The 16,884-nt window shown below is 69.5% G+C and carries 17 protein-coding genes; 7 read left to right on the top strand and 10 right to left on the bottom strand.

Annotated features, from left to right (window positions below):
• Positions 1–123: 123 nt before the first annotated feature.
• The 3 genes from ABT352_RS24280 (at position 124) to ABT352_RS24270 (ending at position 2,941) form a co-directional block, all read left to right on the top strand.
• A complete protein-coding gene (locus tag ABT352_RS24280; RefSeq protein ID WP_350947197.1) occupies positions 124–1,353 on the top strand; it encodes an isochorismate synthase in 1,230 nt (409 codons plus the stop codon).
• 326 nt (positions 1,354–1,679) lie between these two features.
• Positions 1,680–2,234 (top strand): GNAT family N-acetyltransferase, encoded by a 555-nt coding sequence (locus ABT352_RS24275; protein ID WP_350947196.1) that lies wholly within the window; start codon positions 1,680–1,682, stop codon positions 2,232–2,234.
• A gap of 77 nt (positions 2,235–2,311) precedes the next feature.
• Entirely contained in the window at positions 2,312–2,941 is a 630-nt protein-coding gene (locus tag ABT352_RS24270) for a hypothetical protein (RefSeq protein ID WP_350947195.1), read from the top strand.
• Positions 2,942–2,952: 11 nt separating this feature from the next.
• Here ABT352_RS24270 and ABT352_RS24265 read toward each other — a convergent pair whose 3' ends face one another.
• The 8 genes from ABT352_RS24265 to ABT352_RS24230 all read right to left on the bottom strand — a co-directional run bounded on the left by ABT352_RS24265 (position 2,953) and on the right by ABT352_RS24230 (position 11,787).
• Positions 2,953–5,085, bottom strand: coding sequence for a B12-binding domain-containing radical SAM protein (locus tag ABT352_RS24265; RefSeq protein WP_350947194.1), 2,133 nt, complete (start codon positions 5,083–5,085; stop codon positions 2,953–2,955).
• 96 nt (positions 5,086–5,181) lie between these two features.
• Positions 5,182–6,006, bottom strand: coding sequence for an endonuclease/exonuclease/phosphatase family protein (locus ABT352_RS24260; RefSeq protein WP_350947193.1), 825 nt, complete (start codon positions 6,004–6,006; stop codon positions 5,182–5,184).
• Positions 6,003–7,112 (bottom strand): aldo/keto reductase, encoded by a 1,110-nt coding sequence (locus ABT352_RS24255; protein ID WP_350947192.1) that lies wholly within the window; start codon positions 7,110–7,112, stop codon positions 6,003–6,005. Before ABT352_RS24255 ends, ABT352_RS24260 begins: the two co-directional genes overlap by 4 nt.
• Positions 7,109–8,065, bottom strand: a complete 957-nt coding sequence (locus ABT352_RS24250) for a GNAT family N-acetyltransferase (RefSeq protein WP_350947191.1) — start codon at positions 8,063–8,065, stop codon at positions 7,109–7,111. Before ABT352_RS24250 ends, ABT352_RS24255 begins: the two co-directional genes overlap by 4 nt.
• Complete coding sequence (locus ABT352_RS24245) at positions 8,062–8,877, bottom strand: class I SAM-dependent methyltransferase (RefSeq protein WP_350947190.1); 816 nt, start codon at positions 8,875–8,877, stop codon at positions 8,062–8,064. The genes ABT352_RS24250 and ABT352_RS24245 overlap by 4 nt, the downstream gene beginning before the upstream one ends.
• Complete coding sequence (locus ABT352_RS24240) at positions 8,874–9,665, bottom strand: methyltransferase domain-containing protein (protein WP_350947189.1); 792 nt, start codon at positions 9,663–9,665, stop codon at positions 8,874–8,876. Before ABT352_RS24240 ends, ABT352_RS24245 begins: the two co-directional genes overlap by 4 nt.
• Positions 9,662–10,300 (bottom strand): hypothetical protein, encoded by a 639-nt coding sequence (locus ABT352_RS24235; RefSeq protein WP_350947188.1) that lies wholly within the window; start codon positions 10,298–10,300, stop codon positions 9,662–9,664. Before ABT352_RS24235 ends, ABT352_RS24240 begins: the two co-directional genes overlap by 4 nt.
• Positions 10,297–11,787: a Rossmann-fold NAD(P)-binding domain-containing protein gene (locus ABT352_RS24230; protein ID WP_350947187.1), complete on the bottom strand. Its 1,491-nt coding sequence runs from the start codon at positions 11,785–11,787 to the stop codon at positions 10,297–10,299. Before ABT352_RS24230 ends, ABT352_RS24235 begins: the two co-directional genes overlap by 4 nt.
• A 215-nt stretch (positions 11,788–12,002) precedes the next feature.
• On the opposite strand from ABT352_RS24230, the gene ABT352_RS24225 reads away from it, so the two are divergent.
• Positions 12,003–13,343 carry an NsdA family TPR-like regulatory protein gene (locus ABT352_RS24225; RefSeq protein ID WP_350947186.1) on the top strand — a complete coding sequence of 447 codons (1,341 nt, stop codon included), beginning with the start codon at positions 12,003–12,005 and terminating at the stop codon, positions 13,341–13,343.
• A gap of 117 nt (positions 13,344–13,460) precedes the next feature.
• Here ABT352_RS24225 and ABT352_RS24220 read toward each other — a convergent pair whose 3' ends face one another.
• Positions 13,461–13,889, bottom strand: coding sequence for a hypothetical protein (locus ABT352_RS24220; protein WP_350947185.1), 429 nt, complete (start codon positions 13,887–13,889; stop codon positions 13,461–13,463).
• A 170-nt stretch (positions 13,890–14,059) separates the two neighbouring features.
• On the opposite strand from ABT352_RS24220, the gene ABT352_RS24215 reads away from it, so the two are divergent.
• Both ABT352_RS24215 and ABT352_RS24210 read left to right on the top strand, forming a co-directional pair.
• Positions 14,060–14,797 carry a helix-turn-helix domain-containing protein gene (locus ABT352_RS24215; RefSeq protein WP_350947184.1) on the top strand — a complete coding sequence of 246 codons (738 nt, stop codon included), beginning with the start codon at positions 14,060–14,062 and terminating at the stop codon, positions 14,795–14,797.
• Positions 14,794–15,288 (top strand): NUDIX domain-containing protein, encoded by a 495-nt coding sequence (locus ABT352_RS24210; protein WP_350947183.1) that lies wholly within the window; start codon positions 14,794–14,796, stop codon positions 15,286–15,288. The genes ABT352_RS24215 and ABT352_RS24210 overlap by 4 nt, the downstream gene beginning before the upstream one ends.
• An 11-nt stretch (positions 15,289–15,299) precedes the next feature.
• Here the strand turns inward: ABT352_RS24210 and ABT352_RS24205 are convergent, their stop codons facing one another.
• On the bottom strand, positions 15,300–16,028 hold the full coding sequence (locus ABT352_RS24205) for a MerR family transcriptional regulator (RefSeq protein ID WP_350947182.1): 729 nt from the start codon (positions 16,026–16,028) through the stop codon (positions 15,300–15,302).
• An 87-nt stretch (positions 16,029–16,115) separates the two neighbouring features.
• Between ABT352_RS24205 and ABT352_RS24200 the strand changes: the two genes are divergently transcribed.
• The gene (locus tag ABT352_RS24200; protein WP_350947181.1) at positions 16,116–16,610 is read left to right on the top strand and encodes a DUF6194 family protein; all 495 of its coding nucleotides are present in this window, start codon (positions 16,116–16,118) and stop codon (positions 16,608–16,610) included.
• The last annotated feature ends 274 nt before the right edge of the window (positions 16,611–16,884 follow it).

Here is a 16,884-nt window from a genome sequence, read left to right as displayed (position 1 = left end):
CCGCAGGCCAGGACGGTAGAGTCTGTTGACCGAGTGCCTTGGTTTTCTTGACAGCGCGTGGCGGATGTGCTGGCGGGCATACTGCCGTCGAACACGTTCAGTTCCCCGCATAGAGTGGCGGAGGTGAGTGTAGCGCTCGGATCAACCCGTCCTCTCGTGGTGACGACCACCCCCATCGACGACCCCGGTGACCTGTTCACCCGACTGCCCGAGGCCGCCCCCTACGCCTGGGTGAGACGCGGAGAGGGCCTCGTCGCCTGGGGCGAGGCCGTCCGCCTGACCGTGCCGCCCGGTCCGGGCCGTTTCGACTGGGCCCGCGAACGGCTGTCGGGCCTCTTCGGTGAGGCGCACGTCGACGACGACGTGACGGCGCCCGGCTCGGGTCCCGTCGCCTTCGGCTCCTTCACCTTCGATCCGGAGGCGCGCGGCTCGGTTCTCGTCGTCCCCCAGACCATCCTCGCCCGCCGCGACGGCCGCGCCTGGCTGACCACCGTCGGCGAGCGGCGGCTCGACGCGGTCACCCCACTCCGCGCCCCTGGCAGGATCCGTTACGGCGACGGCAGCCTGACCGCGCCCGAGTGGGAGCACGCCGTGGCCAGGGCCGTCCGGCGTATCAGGTCGGGCCGGCTGGAGAAGACCGTGCTCGCCCGCGACCTGACCGCCGTCGCGGAGCGTCCGATCGACGTCCGGCTGCTGCTCGCCCGCCTGTCCGGACGCTACCCGGAGTGCTACACCTTCTCCTGCGCGGGGCTGGTCGGCGCCACGCCCGAACTACTGGTCCGGCGCGCCGGGGAGACCGTCGAGTCCCTGGTGCTCGCCGGCACGATCCCGCGGGGCGCCGACGAGGCCGACGACGTGGCGCGCGGCACGGCCCTGTTCGCCTCGGAGAAGAACCGCTACGAGCACGCCTGCGCGGTCGCCTCGGTGCGCGAGGCGCTCGACCCGCTCTGCGCCGAACTGAAGATCCCCGAGGAGCCCGAACTCCTGGTGCTCTCCAACGTCCAGCACCTGGCCAGCCCGGTGCGGGGACGGCTGTCGGACGGGGCCTCGGTCCTTGACGTGGTGGCGGCCATGCACCCGACCGCCGCCGTCGGCGGCACTCCCACGGGAGCGGCTCTCGGCGTCATCCGCGAACTGGAGGGCATGAACCGCGCCGGGTACGCGGGCCCGGTGGGCTGGATCGACGCGCGGGGCGACGGTGAGTGGGGCATCGCGCTGCGCTGCGCCCAGATCGAGGGCCCCACCGCCCGGCTGTTCGCCGGCTGCGGCATCATGGGCGACTCCGATCCCGCCTCCGAGCTCGCCGAGGCCGAGGCCAAGTTCCGGGTGATGCGATACGCCCTGGAGGGCTGAGGCCGATCCGGCGTCCTCCTCCCGTCCTGGAGAGGCGGGCCGTTCCTCCCTGCCGTCTCCCGGCTCCGAGGGCGGGCCGATCCCCCTTTCCCGCGCCCTCCCCCGGGAGAGCGTGGGCGGTCACGGCGGGTGACGCCCACCCTCCTTTTCTGGAGACACCAGGGAGACGTCCCGGCTATCCCCGCCCTGCTTCGCCGCTACCCGGTGAATAGGCGTACTCTCACAAGTGCAATACGTCGGATATTTCCAGCAAGAAACCGATATTTCTCCAGGTCGGCGTCCTCTCGTCGCCGTATGGCCGGTCAACTCGTCAGGGAGAGGAAAACATGGCCCTACTGACCACCGCCCGCCTCACGGTGCGTGACTGGAGTCCCGACGACGCCGCCGAGGCCCTCGCCATCTACGGTGCCCCCGAGGTCACCCGATGGCTCTCCCCCGCGATGACGCAGCTCGAGGGCGAGCAGGCGATGCGGGCCACGCTGGAGTCGTGGGACCGTAACCGCAGCACCCTCACGCCACCGCTGGGCCGGTGGGCGATCGTCCGCAACTCCGACCAGCGGGTCGTCGGCGGCCTCTCCCTGCGCTACCTGCCTCCCGACGAGGAGGACATCGAGATCGGCTGGCAGCTCTCCCCCGACGCCTGGGGAAAGGGCTACGCCACCGAGGCCGGCCGCGCCCTGGCCGCCTGGGCGTTCTCCATCGGCGCCCACGAGCTGGTCGCGGTCGTCCGGGTGAACAACGACCGCGGCGCAGCGACGGCCAAGCGCATCGGCATGCAGTGGGTCGGGGAGACGGACAAGTACTACGAGACCCGTCTCAACGTCTACCGGCTCTGGCCCAGCGACCTCTCCCCCGCCGACAAGGATCCGCTCCGCCCCTGAGGCTCCGACACCAGGAGCCCCATGGGAAATGCGGGAACTCCCGAGGCGCGCGATGCCGCTGTTACTACGCTGGGTCGATGACCGAACAAACGATCTCTGCGGATGGAACGGCGACGAGCCTCGATCTTGAGGCCGTCCTGGCCTCGGGGTGGGCTGTTCCCGAGTCCTTCGACGCCAAGGAGTTCCGCCGAGCCGAGGCGTTCTGGCAGGCACGGCGCGCGGAGGATGAGCGACTCCTGCGGGTCCGCGCCACGGCGGCCCGCCTTGTCGAGTCCTGGACCGGGCACACGCCGCGTGACGTCGGCTCCTTCGGGATCCAGCTCAACCTGGAGACCAGTGATCTGGATCTGGGAATCGGCTACCCGGTCGCCGGCCGCGAGGAGCTGACAGCGGCGCTCGCCCCGCATGCGGCGTTCAAGGGCGAGCGTCTCACCCGGTTCACCACCACCCGACTGGTGTTCTCCTTCGAGGTCGACGGCGTCGAGATCGACCTGTCGGCGCTGACCGAGGAGGACTTCGTGGTCGCGTGCCGCATGCTCGACGAGATCGACACCGGCATGAGCCGACGGGAACGGATCGCCCACACCTGGGTCAAACACCTGCTGCGCGCCACCGGCCGGACGCGGGAGTACGCGGCCTGGAAGCTGGCCACATACTCCCGATACTGCCCCGAGTTCAACTGGGTGCCGATCTCTGAGCCTGCCTGACCTGCAGCGGCTCAGGTCCCACACGGATCAGCCGCGTTGATCAATGTCCAGCCTGTCGTGGCCGCCCACCGGCTGTGCTCGTGGACGAGCCGGTCGGCGGCCTGCGATGGCAACGCCGCGACGACTCCTGGCACGGTGGCGGCCATGCGGCTGCGCAGCACCTCGACCTGCTCGTCCAGCATCGCGTCCAGCCGGATGATGAGCTGCCTCAGCTGCACCGGGCCGGGATGCTCGTCGATGAGGTCGAGCATGCGGGTGAAGACGGCGTACGCGGCGTCCTTGATGACGACCCGGGCCGCACGAACCTCGCGGCGTGGCTCACCGTCCAGCACCTTCTCCAGGGACTTCAGCGTGTAGTCCAGCGCGAAGTTCCGGTCGACCCACAGCTGTGCCCGCTCGGAGCAGACGCCGATACGCGGGTCGGCGAAACGAGCGTCGATGCGGCCCATCGACGGGCGCACCGTCCCCGCCAGGCCTGCACTCTGAAGCATGCGAGTGTATGCGGCACCCACCAGCGGCTCCATCGACACCAGCATGTAGGAGATGCCGGTGTAGAACGGCCGACCGGCACTGTGCTCGGCGACGAACGACGGATTACGGACACCGTCGACGATCTCCTCAGCACTCAAGTGCGGCATCGGACGCAACAGCAGATCCGTCCGCCCCTGGAAGGCGTGCGTGGCGTGCAGCTCTTCCAGGCTCATCAGCTGATCGAAAGTGATGTACGTGAAGCGCGTCGGCACGCCGAGCGCCGACAAGGTGCGGATCGCGACCGCGTTCTGCTCGCCGGTGGTTTCCTTGTTGAATCTCCGCAGGATGGAGGTGACGCCGGACTCCACCCCGAACAGCATGCGGCGTAGCCCGTCGCGGACGAGAGCCCGCCACATCTCGGCCCGCTCAATGTGCCACTCCCGGTCGTGGCCGGGGTGGACGACCTGGTCGATGCGGCACGACGTCTCCCACTTGAAACCCGCTTTGGTGATCTCGGCGGCGACGGCTAGTGCCCGCGGAACGGCGTCGTCGCCGTGTCCGATGGCCTCCTCGTCCACCAGGTACAGGGTGCGGGAGAGGTCGGGGTGGCGGTCGAACTCCTCCTTCAGCGCCTCCAGCATCCACGGCAGCTGCTCAGGGGCGCCGCCCGCCCACATCCCTTTATGGCCGCGCGGGCAGAACGAGCACTGGCTGGTACAGCCGCGGGTCGTCTCCAACTGCATCACCCCCTGGTGGGCGAAGGTGTCCTGCAGCAGGTCCAGCTCGGGGAAGAAGTCGTCGGCGTCGCGGTTGGGCACCGCCGCGGTGCGGCGCCAGCCGACGGCCATCGCGCCGCCGCGCGCCGCGCCGACGTAGCCGATGCCGTGAACCTGGTCGCGCTCGAGGTCGCCGTGCCAGTGCGCGATGACGTCGCGGATGGTCGGCTCGCCGGCGGCGCGGGCAACGAGCAGCTCCGGATACTTCTCCAGCAGCAGCGCCTCGTTGCGGACGGTCAGGCTGCCGCCAGCCAGGATCAGCGGCACCTTGCCCTGGACGGCGTCCAGCAGGCGGATCATCAGATCGTGCTGGCCGAACGTCGCGCTGATGCCGAGGATGTCGGGCTGCTTGGTGCTGACCGCGTTGATGACGTCGTCCAGGGTGACGCTGAGCTGCATGTCCATCAGGTCGACCCGGCCTGACAGAGTGGAGCGGGCTGCCCGCGCCAGATCGGAGATCGCCAGCGGGAAGCGTGGCAACGGGAAATACTCCGGCCGGTACAGGGCGGCGAGCAGGATACGGGGCCGGGTCAGCCGGGTTACGGCGGCCGGGGCCAGGACGGCGTGGCTGATCCACGCGCCGGGGGTGTCCAGGTGCACGTGTTGGGTGGCCCAGTCGGGCCAGACGCGTGTTTCGTGCGGCTGCCCGGACAGGTCGGCCAGCAGCCACGCGCCGGGCCGGCCGGTGCTGACAGCGAGTAGGCGCCGCTCCAGCGTGCCGGTGAGCACGACGTTACGGCCGGGCAGGAGGCTGACGATGGTGTCGCGCAGCGCGTTGGGCTGGCTGCGGGGGATGTCGTGGATCGCCTGCTGCTGGGCGGGGGTCAGTGAGGTGAGCCTGAGCCGGCCGATGGCCTCCAGGAGCAGGCTGTGGCTGGCGCTGATGGTGGGGGGCATGCGAAGCCTCCGTACTGAGATACGTGGATGAGGGCATGACGAACCCGCCCTGTGGCGCCTCAGGGGGCGCTCAGGGCTGCGCGGTGAAAAAAGGGGTTAGGGCGTGCCGGTGGGCAGGGTGATGGTCGCGGTCATCGCCGCGTGGTCGCTGAGCCCCGAGGTGCGGGGCTCGTGCACGTAGCGGCAGTCGATGACCGCGCCGACCGGGGAGCAGAACAGGTGATCGAATCGGTAGCCTTCGCCGCTGCGGCGCCCGTACCAGGAGTAATCGTCCAGGTCGGGGTGGTGGCGGCGGAACGCGTCGCCGTATCCGGCGGCGGCGAACGCGTCGTAGAAGGTGTACTCCCAGTTGCCGAACACCGCGTGATGCGGCTTGTGGCCCCGCTCGACGACGTTGAGGTCTCCAGCGATGACGATCGGGCCGGTCACCGCGAGGTCGTCGGCCAGGGCGGGCAGCAGTTCCGTCACCGCGTCTTGAAACAGGCGTTTGTCGACGTTGCGGCGCTGCTGGGGACCGCGGGAGGGCACGTACAGGCCGACCACGCCGATGCTGGATCCGTCGTCGAGGTGGAGGCGGATGGCGGCGCACCGGTGCGGCAGATGGCCGGGACGAATCTGCGGGGCCGGTTCCTGTTTGCCGATGCGGGAGGCGACGACCGTCAGATAGTCCGCGCCGCCGTCGCCCAGATGCACGCTGAACCCGTGCTCGCCCAGCGCTTGAGTTATGGCGTGTGCTCCAGGCGTGACCTCCGTCAGCACGACGACGTCGGCGTCCTGGGCGGCGAGCCAGTCGGCTTGCCGCCGGGACCGGGCGGGGTTGGCGTGCTGCACGTTGAGCGTCAGGACGCGCACCTGGCCGGGGCGGGCATAGTGCTCTCCCGCCTGCAGGATGCTGAGCTGCTGGCGGTCGTCGCCGCTCATTGGCGTTCCCTCACCGTCTCGTCGGTGAAGACCTCCCCATGGGCGTCGAGGCGGGCCTGCACCTGCCCCATGATCGTGCGGGCTTGGTCGATCACCTCGGGGTGCGGGGGCGCGCCCAGCGCAGACAGGTTCATCGCCACCTGCTCCGCAGTGGTGAATCCGACAAGCACAGCCGCCTGATCATAGCGATCCAGGCACGCCCACAGGGCGATATGGATCAGGTCCTCGCGGCGCCACCCGACCAGGCCGCGCAGCTCGTTCAGCCCCTCGGCGATGACCTCGACCGCCGCAGGGGTGAACCACCGCTTGCGCGAGCGGTGGTCGCCGGGACCGATCAGCGGCATGGCCGCAGGGTCGTAGGCGCCGGTCAGCAGGCCCTGCGCCAGCGGTTTGTTGATCAGCACGCCGACCTTGTGCTTCTCGGCGAACGCGAAGATGCCCTCGGAGCGGGCCGCCGGGGACAGCAGGTGGTCGCGGACCGCGAGCAGGTCCGGGCGCACCGTGTCGAACACCGCCTGAAACCGGGCGATCTTGTCGCCGCGTTGGTCGGCGGCGACGGTGAGGCGGTCGCGGGCGAACCGGTGCGGACCTCGCATGCCGACTGCGTGGATCAGCCCTTCGCGCTGGAAGGAACGCATCGCCTCCACCGCAGGCTCCAGCCACCGGTCACCTTCACCGAAGTCGGAGTGGTGCAGGAAGTAGGCGTCGAGGTGGCCGGTGCGCAGGTTGTTCAGGGTCTGCTCCAGCTGGTGGCGCATGTGCCAGGGGTCGAAGCCGTGCGGTGCGGTGCCGGCGAAGTAGCCGACCTTGGACACCAGCACGATTTCCTCGCGCGGCACCTGCGCGACCAGGTCGCCGAGCAGGCGTTCAGAGCGGCCGTGCCCGTAGACGTCGGCAGTGTCGAACAGGCGGGCGCCCATCTGCCACGCGGTTTCCAGGCCGGCGGCGGCCACCTCCGGTGAGGTGCTGGTGGACCAGCCCATCGGCAGGCCGAGGTTTTCGGCCGGTCCGCCGATGCCCCAGCAGCCGATGCCGACAGCGGGCACGGTGATGCCGCACCGGCCGAGGGTGCGCTTCGGCAGAGACACAGGGACCGATGTCGTCACAGGAATTCTCCTTCGGTGTGCGGCACCAGTGGCGCCTGGTAGTAGCGGATCTCCTCCACCGTGGCCAGACCGGCCGCGCGCAGATCGGCCAGCAGCTCAGTGTGGGTGGTGGGGACGATGGCGCGGGCCACTTCGGCGTCATGGCGGGCGCCTGCGGCGAGCGCCGCAGCGATCAGCGGCCCGGCCAGGGCTGCCCGGTCGGCGCCAGGGTGGATCAGCACGTCGGCCAGCAGCGCCTCCGCCGGTTCTGCGGGGGCGGAGTGGATGAGCGGATAGACCAGGGCCGCGGCCTGCAGACCGGAGCCGTCGCCGTCGACGACGAGCAGGCCATCGGCGACGAATCGCTCGTCGCTGCTCCACCGCGGGTAGGTGTCTTGTGCGACGGCGAACCCGTGACCGGGGTGAACCGTGTGGTAGAGGCGGCCCAGTGCTGCGGCGTCGCCAGGACCCGCCGGCCGCACCAGCGTGTGGTCTTCATCCAGCGTGGCGAGGTCGCCAGCGATGGGGGCTTTCAGCAGCGCCGCAGTGGAGTGTGGGCACCACCCGGCGCGAGTGTAGAACGTGCAGCCGTGCTCGCGGGTCGCGGGGATCTCCGCGGTGAGCACGACCATCCCCTGGGGGAGGGAATCGGCGGCGTACTTCAGCAGTAAGGTGCCCAGCCCTTGCCGTTGCCATTCGGGGGCGACGGCGGGCCCCCACAGCCTGGCCGGTGCGCCTGGCGCGGCGGGGTGGCGCAGCGCCGCCGCCCCGGCCAGGCCGCCGGTGGCTGAGCGCGCCACGACCATGATCGTGGGGAAGGCGCCTCCCGGGGGGTGCAGCCGCGACCGCACCAGTGCAGCGGTCACCGGCCGCTGATCGGGCCAGCCTCGCATGGCGGCGTAGCCGAGGGCGGCGAGTTCCTCATCGAGGGCCGTTCCCGGCCGGTAGACGGAGATGCTGATCGGCAGTGTCACAGCCGACTCCTTGGGTGGGTGGCGGCCACGCCGACACATATGCTGCCTCGCCCGGCCCAGAACGCCGGGTGCAGGGCCAACGCGAGTGTCGGTGCAGCCGCATGGGTGGACAGGAGCACTTGGGCGAATTCGGTGTAGAAGGTGTCGCGCAGCTGGGTGGAGGTGGTGAACGGGGCGGGCCGCGATGAGCCGCGCAGTCGTTGCCGGGCCAGCCGTAGCCGTTCGCCCGGCGGGCCGGGCCATCCGGCGGCGGTGGCCAGCGCCTGAACGGCGCGGCCGGGCAGGTCGTATTCCAGCCGTCCTGCGGGGCCGGCGATGCGGGTGGTGTACAGCAGCATGCCGTCGTCGGTCAGCAGGTTGGCCAAGCGGGCGAGCGCCGTGTCCCAGTCGTCCGGGGTGGGCAGCAGGGACAACAACCCATCCGTGATGATCATGTCGAAGGGGCCGGACACGTTGGCCAGTTCCGGCGCCTTCGCCCACATGGTCGTCACGTTCCGGCCGCACCAATCGGCCCAGGCGTTGACGAGCGTCAGCGGCGTCCGGCAGATGTCGGTCACCACGATCCGCGCGTCGGGGAGCAGTTCGGTGAGCAGGCGCGGCATGGTCTCATCGGAGGAGCCGCGCACCAACGCCCGTTTCGGCCTCCGGCCGGTGAGGGCCTTGCGGTAGAAGTCCTCGTGCCAGCGGGGGTTGCCTTTCAGCCCGGCCTGCCGGAAGAGCCGCCACGTGGAGTGGTAGCCGAAGCAGCCCCGGGTGCAGTGCCCGCGGGCGGCCGTCCACACGTCGCCGAAGGTCAGCGGAGCCGCCGTCATGGAGTGTCCTGCGGGGTTGCCTGCGCGATGAAGTGCAGCAGGCGGGCGATGCGCCGGTAGGGGTCGCGGCGTCCAGCTTCCCATTCGGCGTCAAGGAGCGTGTCGAAGCTGTCGCCGACCGGGATGTCGCCCAGGTGGTCGGTGAAGGCCCGCACCCCGTACCAGGCCGCGGTGGAGGCTCCGGCGCTCGCCAGCATCGCGTCGATGTCGGCGGCGGTATGCGCCCGGCTGGTCACTCCGAGGTTGCCTGTCTCGGCGTGGGCGTTCATCACCGCCAGCGCGTCAGCCCATCGTCCTTCCAGGCCCGGTCGCATGGCCAGCGCGTCACGGTTCTTCATCAGTAGCGACACCAGGCCGCCGGGCCGGGCCGCTGCCACCAGGTCGGCCACGAACGGCTCAGGGGTCTCGACGTACATCAGCACGCCGTGGCACAGCACCAGGTCGTAGCCGCCGTCGACCAGGTCCGCCGCTTCGTGGCCGCTGCCTTCCACCAGCCGGACGCGCTGCCGCACCTGAGCGGATTCGCCCTCCAGTCGTTGCCGGGCTTGGGCGAGCATCGCCGGGTCGGGGTCGAGCACCGTCACCTGGTGGCCGATGCGGGCGAGCTGGGCGGCCTGGTGGCCATCCCCGCCGCCGACGTCCAGGACCTGCTGCGAGCCGGCGGGCAGGTGGGTGCGCAGGGCGCGGGCGACCAGTGCGTGCCGTACCGCGCCGCGCAGCGTAGCCATGTGCCGCGCGTACCCGGCCGACAGGTCCTCGCCGGACGTCGAAAACCAGCTGTTGGTCAACGTGTCTCCTTGGGTGACAGTAGGGATGTGAACAACGACGGGTGCTCCAGCACCAGCCGGATCGACAGGTAGCGGGTCTGCAGGAGCTGCCGCAGCGCACGAACCGCCGGGGTGTCGGGCAGGGTGCCGGCGCGGACGGCGCCGCGCAGGGCCAGCAGTTTCGGCAGCCACTCCTCGACCGTGGTGAGGCTGACCGGGTCACGGCCGAGCCAGGCACGAAACCGGTCGGCGGTCATGACTTCCCACACCACCGCGTCCCGCCATGTCTCGTCGGGGCCTTCGACAGTGGTCAGGTGCGGCAACCTGCACAGCCCTGAGCGTGGCAGGGGCGGCGGCAGGGGACTGGTCACGCACGCCCCGTGCAGGCCGCGGCGACGCCGTACCTCGTGCAGATGCTCGCCGAACGCCATGGCCAGGCCCGCCTGCGCCAAGGCGGCGCCGGCGGGGACGACCGTCACGGCGTCGAGCCAGGAGCGGCGGGCGACGGTCAGCGCCACCCGTACTGCATCAGCCGGGTCGGGGATGGCGTACCAGACGCGGCGCCGGTCCGTGCTGCTGGTGACCAGGCCCGGCTCGAACATCGCTCCTGCGTCAGCGGCGGTGAAGTAGCGCTCCCCCTGCTCGGTGGTCCTCATGTGAGCTTCGGACCGAACCGCGAGTAGTAGCGCTCCAGCAGGCCGCACGACTCCAGCACCCGGTCGGAGGCGGCGACGTTGTGCCCCGCAGTGAAGCCGTGGCCGGGGGTGGCGAGGGTGGCCGCCCCCACCAGAAGGCTGGCGAGGATCAGGTCGGAGTAGGCGTTCGGCAGCGACTCGGCGTGGTGGAAGTTCACCGGGTATCCGTCACCGACGATCGTCGCGCAGGCTCCGGAAGTCAGGCGCATGCGGATGCCCAGCACGCCGACGTCGCTGATCTCTACGGCTTCCTCGGCGAGCTCGGCGATCGCGAACTCCCGGTCCCTGGAAGTCGTCGCCACCAGGTAGCAGTCACCGCCGATGGCGGCGGCGTGCTCACCGCGCACACTGGTGCGGCCGGTACTGCCGACGATCAGCTTCGGCCGGTGCTCGCGCAGCAGCGTGCTCAGGCAGCGGCCGGTGACGAAGCCCTGCTCGTGGGCGGCGATGAGGCGCACCAGCTGCCGGTCGTGGACGGCGACCCGCATCCGCCGCGACCGCAGCACCTGAGCAATCTGCTCGCCGATGCGCCCATGCCCGATGACCAGCGCGGGCTGTCCCTCAAGCTTCTCCTCGGGCAGCAACCGCAAGGCGTTGCGGATCGCCGCGTCGGCGACGCCGTAGGACTCCACCGTGGCCTTCATCCTGGACTGGGCGACGGAGAAGATCGGCAGCGGCAGCTGCCGCCACGGCTCCAGCCGCGTGATGCCGGAGATTGTCTGCTCGACCAGGCCGGTGGTGAAGTGCGGCAGCAGGTCGGGGCGGTGCTTCAGCAGCACCGGCAGCGTGTAGCCGCCGTCGTCGACCAGCAGCCCCTGGCGGCCGAGGAGGGTGGCGCGCTGGGCGTGGTCGTCCAACGCGTCCGCGGCCCGCATCCATGGCCACACCGCGATGCCCTGCCAGGTCAGGTGGGCGTCCACCCGGGCGGTGTGCCGGTACGGATAGCCCTTGTCCAAGACGGTGATGGCCTCCGGCGCAACCCCCATCGCCTGCACCGCCTCCACCAGCACGAGGAAGTCGCGCATGTGATGCACCGTCAGGACCGGCGCCACCTGCGCCAGACATCCCGGAGGCGCGAACAGCGGCAGCTCAGCCGTGAGCGGCATCTGGTCGCGTAGCGCGCTCATCTCAGTCGCGGTGAACGGCACTCGCCGTACAGCGGCCAGGATGTCCCTCACCTGGTCGGGCAGCAGGCCGGTTGTCTCCTCCAGCACCATCGTCACGACGAGCGTGCCAGCCGCGGCGGCTTTCGGCTGCACCGGCGCACCGGCCAGCAGCCGCACGCGTCCCCCGGCGCCGACCTGTAGCCGCCGATCCAGCCGGTCGCCCGTCGCTTCGCTGACGTCGGCGACCTTGCCGATCGCCTCGGTGATCGCTGCGAAGACCATCGGCGTGTCCGCCGGATCGCCTTGGAGCTCGATGGACTCGGCGCGCGCCAGCGGGATCATGAGCGCCTGCCGACGGCTACCACGAACGCAAGGATGATCATGCGGGGCTCCTTCCCGGAAAAGCGCGGGGAGCAGGTAACAACCACACCGGATGCTCCTGTTGCGCTTCGCACTTACCTGGTTACATTCTGATCTCAGACAAGCGGGTGTCCGGGGCGCGCGACAGGGCCTCGCCGTAGTCTCGTTGTAATCCCCCTCCCTTCAAGGGACACGATGTGAGCAGCGATCAGCCTCTGATTCGCCACCCTCTGACCTATCTGCGGGAGTGCCGAGGGTGGACTCTCTCCGACGTCGCCGAATTGGTGCGGCGCCGGTCAGGCCTGAACATGGCCACCCACCGCCAGAAGGTCTACAGGTGGGAGCACTACCAGGTCGTGCCTGAGCTCGCCGCGCAACTCGCCATCGCCGCAGAGGTGGGGGTTGACGCCCAGACGGTGTTGAATCTTGGGTGGCCGTCGTGGTTGCTGACGGTTGACGGGACCGAGCCGCTGGACCAGGCGTGGATACCTGAGACGGCGAAACAAATCATGGTGGGGTGCATGGGTGCGGACACCGACCGGCGAGGATTCCTCCTGCTGTCGGGGAAAAAAACTGCCGAACTGGCAGACGCCTGGGCCGCTGTACCCACAGAGAAGATCATTGACGCCAGTGGCGGCGGCACCGTGGATACCGAGGTGGCAACCTGGGTCGAGAATCGTATCCACCAGCTGTGGCACCTGGATGACCTCGTCGGCGGTGACTATTGCCTGCACCTCGCCCAGGCCGATCTACGGCTGATAGCCCGGCTGTTGCAGGGTGGCCGCTACCGTTCAGAGATCAAGCGGCGCCTCTATGGTGCGGCCGGGGAGCTGCTGCGCTTCGCCGGCTGGTGCGCGTTCGACGGCGACCGGCACGCCGCCGCGGCACGGTACTGGCACGCCGGGCTGCGTACCTCCGCCGCTGGGGGCGATACCCTGACCGGCGCCTACATTCTGTCGCTCATGGCTATGCAGCACACCTATGCCGGAGACGGTCGGGCGGCGATCAACCTGTTGCACACCGCCCGCGAACGCATCGGCCCCGGAGCGCCCCGCACGGTGCATGCCATGCTCGACGCGTGGCAGGTCCGCGCCCACGCAGTCGTAGGCGAGTCCCGCCAAGCCGTCGAGGTGCTGTTCCGCGCCGATGACCACTGGGGCCACCGCGACCCGGACGAGGATCCGCCGTGGATTTACTGGATGCGTCAGCCTTCCCACACGATCGAGGTCGGCGCGGGCTTCGTACAGCTCGGTCGTCCGGATATCGCGGTGCGCCTCCTGGAGGAGGGCATGGCCTGTCGAGGCATCGACTACACCCGTGACACCGTGCTCGGCCTGACCGCCATCGCCGACGCACAGCTCGACCAGGACGACCTCGACGGCGCCCTCGACACGGCGCGGCGCGCCGTCGAACTCGTCACCGACGTCGATTCCAGCCGTGTCGCCGACCAGCTCAACGCCTTCGCCCTGCGACTTCCCGCCGGAGAGGCCCATGCCGAGGAGTTCCGCACCTGCCTGGACGCGTTGTCGCGTAACTAAGGAGTTACCGAATCCAACCTGCGGACCACCGTCCGAGGGCGGACACAACACTGCACCTCGTGGTCGCCGTACCTTCTCTTCGCTGCACCCCAGGCCTGTTCTCGGTCGCACAGGTACTCAGATGGTGGTGGCCTCGCCGTCAAGGCTCAGGACGTACGCAATCCGGTCGGCTGCCGCGTCGATGTCGGTCGCGTCGGCGAGACGCTCCATTTCGTCGGACCTGCCTGAGGCAGCAAGACGATCGCCCTGCCACCACCAGTACCAGGCCAAGCGAACCGGCCCACCTTCGAACTGTGGCGCCTGGCGGTCCTTCACCAGAACGACCAGCTGAGACAGTCCGGCGAAAAACGCTCGGGCCAACGCCTGATCTTCGAGTCCGGTGGCTTCGCTGTAATCGGGTGGCCGGGAGAAACGCAGAATCGCGGTGGCGACCCGCTTAACGGTCAGACCGCGCTTCTGAGCAGCTTCAACAAGCTGTTCGACCAGCGCTGCAGGAGTGGGAGGATCCTGTGGGATATCGGCATCTTGCGACTGTGGAGATGTCATGTGTCGGCTTCCATGGATGATGGGTCGGCTGTGCACAGGAAGGCCATTCCTCACTGTTCCCTCAGCGTGACGGTGGGTGACCGGACAGCGCATCGACACTGCGAGACATCTACCGACAACTACTTCCCGAGAACACGTCGGAAGTTGTCGAAAGATGGCAACATGGCAATGTGGTCAACGAACGCCTTCGCCGAGCGCTTCACCGCGCGGGACACGACATCGCGAGCCTCGCCGAGGCCGCTGACGTATCAACCAAAACCGTCGAACGCTGGCTGAGCGGCGAGTCTGTGCCGTACCCGAAGACGCGTTACCGCGTGGCCGCGATTCTTCGAGAAGAGGAAAGTTATCTCTGGCCCGACGCGGTCAACGGTGCCTCGTTGGCCGGTGCCGAACTTGTGGCCACTTATCCCCGGCGCAGCGATGTCCCCCGCCACCTGTGGACCGAACTACTGCGCGGCGCCGATCGCACGATCGACCTGCTCGCGTACGCGGGTCTGTTCCTCACCGAGGAACACCCCGACTGGATGCCCACCCTCATCGCCAAGGCGAACGCGGGTGCCCGCGTAAGGCTGCTCCTGGGAGATGCCAGGGGCAGACAACTCGGTTACCGCGACGCCGAGCACCGTATCGGAGGCGGCGTCGCCGGGCGGGTCGCGGCGGTGATGGCCCACTACACGCAGAACATGCCTCCCTCGGTGGAGATCCGTCTGCACGACACCCCGCTGTACAACTCGATCTACAGATTCGACGACGAGATGCTGATCAACGTGCACGTCTACGGGATTCTGGCGGCGTACACACCGACGCTGCACATTCGCCGTATCGACGGCGCTTACTACAACACATATCTGGAGTCCTACGAGCGGGTATGGGCGGGTGCGCGGCCCGTGGAGGAGAGTGACCTGTGAGCAAGCGCAGCCGCAGGATCGACCACTGGCAGGACCCTGACGCTCCCAAGCCGACCAGCCGCAAGCCGTCCGCGAGCGTGTTCGTCCGAAACGACGAAGGCGCCGTGCTGTTGCTAAAGCGCACCGACAACGATCTGTGGACCATCCCCACGGGCGGCCTCAAGAAAGGTGAGACCGTCGCGCAGTGCGCCATCCGCGAGTGCGAGGAGGAGACCGGTCTGAAAGTCGAGATCACCGGTCTCGTCGGCGTCTTCTCCTCTCCGGACCACGTGATCGTTTACATGCATGGGGACAGGGTCGACGAGGTGCGGCAACCGGTCAATGTCTGCCTGCGGGCTCGCGTGGTTGGGGGCACGATGGAGCCAGACCCCCGCGAGGCGCGGGAGGTGCGCTGGGTGGCCCCCGCCGACCTGGGGGACCATCCCGTCCATCCTGCCCTACGGCGCCGCATCGAGATCGGACTGAGCGACCAAGCGCCGTTCGTGGAGTAGAAAACCGGGACTCAACCCCGCGCGTCCACGCCGGTCTCCCGGGAGGCGCCCGCCGTCGGCGGGATCAGCGTGCCGAGCACGGCGGCGGCGTCGAGGAGGGCTCTGGAGCGGGCGTCGACGCTCGCGTCCCTGGCGGCCAGCGTGGCCATCACCTCGTCCCAGCGGCGGGTGCGCCGCAGCTCCGGCATCAGGGCCCGGAGCGGGGCGACGCGGTGGCCGGCCAGGCGTAGCTGATGGACGATCCGCGCGTCCCGGACATCGTCCGGGAAGTATCGCCGCGGTCCTCCCGGGGAGGCCCGGCGGGGGACGACGAGGCCCTCCGCGTCCCAGTGCCGCAATGTCGAGGGGCGTACGCCGAGCGCGACGGCGAGTTCGGAGACGCTCATGACGTCCGAGGGGCGTACGTCGCCGATCGTCTCTCCGGAGATCGTCGCGGCGGCCTCCCTCGCCAGCCTGAGCTCCCGCCGTTCCGTGTCGAGCCTGGCGTGCGCCGCGTCGAGCAGGGCGAGCACCTCCGAGGCGGGGCGCGTGTGCGCCGCGCGCATGATCCTCCTGGCCTCGATGGGCCCCGTGGCCTCGGCGAGGGCCCGATAGGCGAGCGCGGAACGCAGATGGACCTCGCCGTAGATCCGGTATCCCGTGCCGGTGCGCGCCGCCGGGGGCAGAACGCCGTCGCGTTCGAGATTGCGCACCTGCTGGACGGAGCATCCGGCCTGTCGCGCGACATCAACCGTCCGCATATTTCCTGATTTGCGACTTTTCACCCCTCTACCTCGGAATGTTCGGGGAAAAGTCTCCACAACCACATGAATGAAACGCTACAACGCATGAGCATCGACGAGATCATCGAGTTCCTCACCGGCCTCGACGGGGTTCTCACCCTCAGGCCCGCGCCCGGTGACGGTTCACCCGAGATCAGCTGGGGTGACGCGTTCTTCTACTACGCGCCCGACGGCGAGGTCCCGAAGGCGACCCAGCCCTTCGCTACCATCGTGACGAAGGACTATCCGGACGACGAACTGTCGCGTCTGAACCGTCCCGGCGTCTTCCGCCTGAACCTCTTCGCGGGAAAGGACGCCTTCGTCGGCCGGAGGGGCCGCCGGCCGCGTGACACGGCCACGGACGAAGCAGAGTCCGAGGCCGAGGCCGACCCCAGCGTGATCGACTCGGTGATGGCACACCCCGTCTACGGCCCGCTGGGCTGGCTGGCCGTGGTGAATCCGGGGCCGCGGACCGAGGCGGCGGTCCTGGAGTTGCTGCGCACGGCCCACGGCCTGGCCCGCTCGCGCCACCGGCGGCGCGCCGGATCGGCATCGCCCTGATCACTGATCTCCGCCACGCCGATCACTGATCTCCGCCACGCCGTTTTCCGGCCCCTCGACGGCCCCTCCCTCGCCGGCGCCCCAGACCCGCCGTTCCCCTGTCCTCCGAAACGCATGGGAACCTCCGGAACGCGTGGAGAAAGAGTGCCGCGAACGGGAAAGGACCCGCCGGGAGAGGCGGGGAGCGCCCGGGGTGACTCAGTCCCGCTCCCTGGCTCCGACCACGGATCGCGTGCCCCACATGAACTCCCCTGTCCCGGACTGAACCACTGAG

The sequence above is a fragment of the Streptosporangium sp. NPDC000563 genome, assembly GCF_040299985.1.
Classification (GTDB): Bacteria; Actinomycetota; Actinomycetes; order Streptosporangiales; family Streptosporangiaceae; genus Streptosporangium.
This window is presented reverse-complemented; position numbering and strand designations above follow the sequence as displayed.

What these genes read in the sequence shown, in the direction of transcription:
- ABT352_RS24275 (WP_350947196.1), top strand. Translation starts at nt 1,680, where the DNA reads ATGGCCCTACTGACCACCGCCCGCCTCACGGTGCGTGACTGGAGTCCC.
- ABT352_RS24270 (WP_350947195.1), top strand. Translation starts at nt 2,312, where the DNA reads ATGACCGAACAAACGATCTCTGCGGATGGAACGGCGACGAGCCTCGAT.
- ABT352_RS24265 (WP_350947194.1), bottom strand. Translation starts at nt 5,085, where the DNA reads ATGCCCCCCACCATCAGCGCCAGCCACAGCCTGCTCCTGGAGGCCATC.
- ABT352_RS24260 (WP_350947193.1), bottom strand. Translation starts at nt 6,006, where the DNA reads ATGAGCGGCGACGACCGCCAGCAGCTCAGCATCCTGCAGGCGGGAGAG.
- ABT352_RS24245 (WP_350947190.1), bottom strand. Translation starts at nt 8,877, where the DNA reads ATGACGGCGGCTCCGCTGACCTTCGGCGACGTGTGGACGGCCGCCCGC.
- ABT352_RS24235 (WP_350947188.1), bottom strand. Translation starts at nt 10,300, where the DNA reads ATGAGGACCACCGAGCAGGGGGAGCGCTACTTCACCGCCGCTGACGCA.
- ABT352_RS24230 (WP_350947187.1), bottom strand. Translation starts at nt 11,787, where the DNA reads ATGATCCCGCTGGCGCGCGCCGAGTCCATCGAGCTCCAAGGCGATCCG.
- ABT352_RS24220 (WP_350947185.1), bottom strand. Translation starts at nt 13,889, where the DNA reads ATGACATCTCCACAGTCGCAAGATGCCGATATCCCACAGGATCCTCCC.
- ABT352_RS24205 (WP_350947182.1), bottom strand. Translation starts at nt 16,028, where the DNA reads ATGCGGACGGTTGATGTCGCGCGACAGGCCGGATGCTCCGTCCAGCAG.
- ABT352_RS24200 (WP_350947181.1), top strand. Translation starts at nt 16,116, where the DNA reads ATGAGCATCGACGAGATCATCGAGTTCCTCACCGGCCTCGACGGGGTT.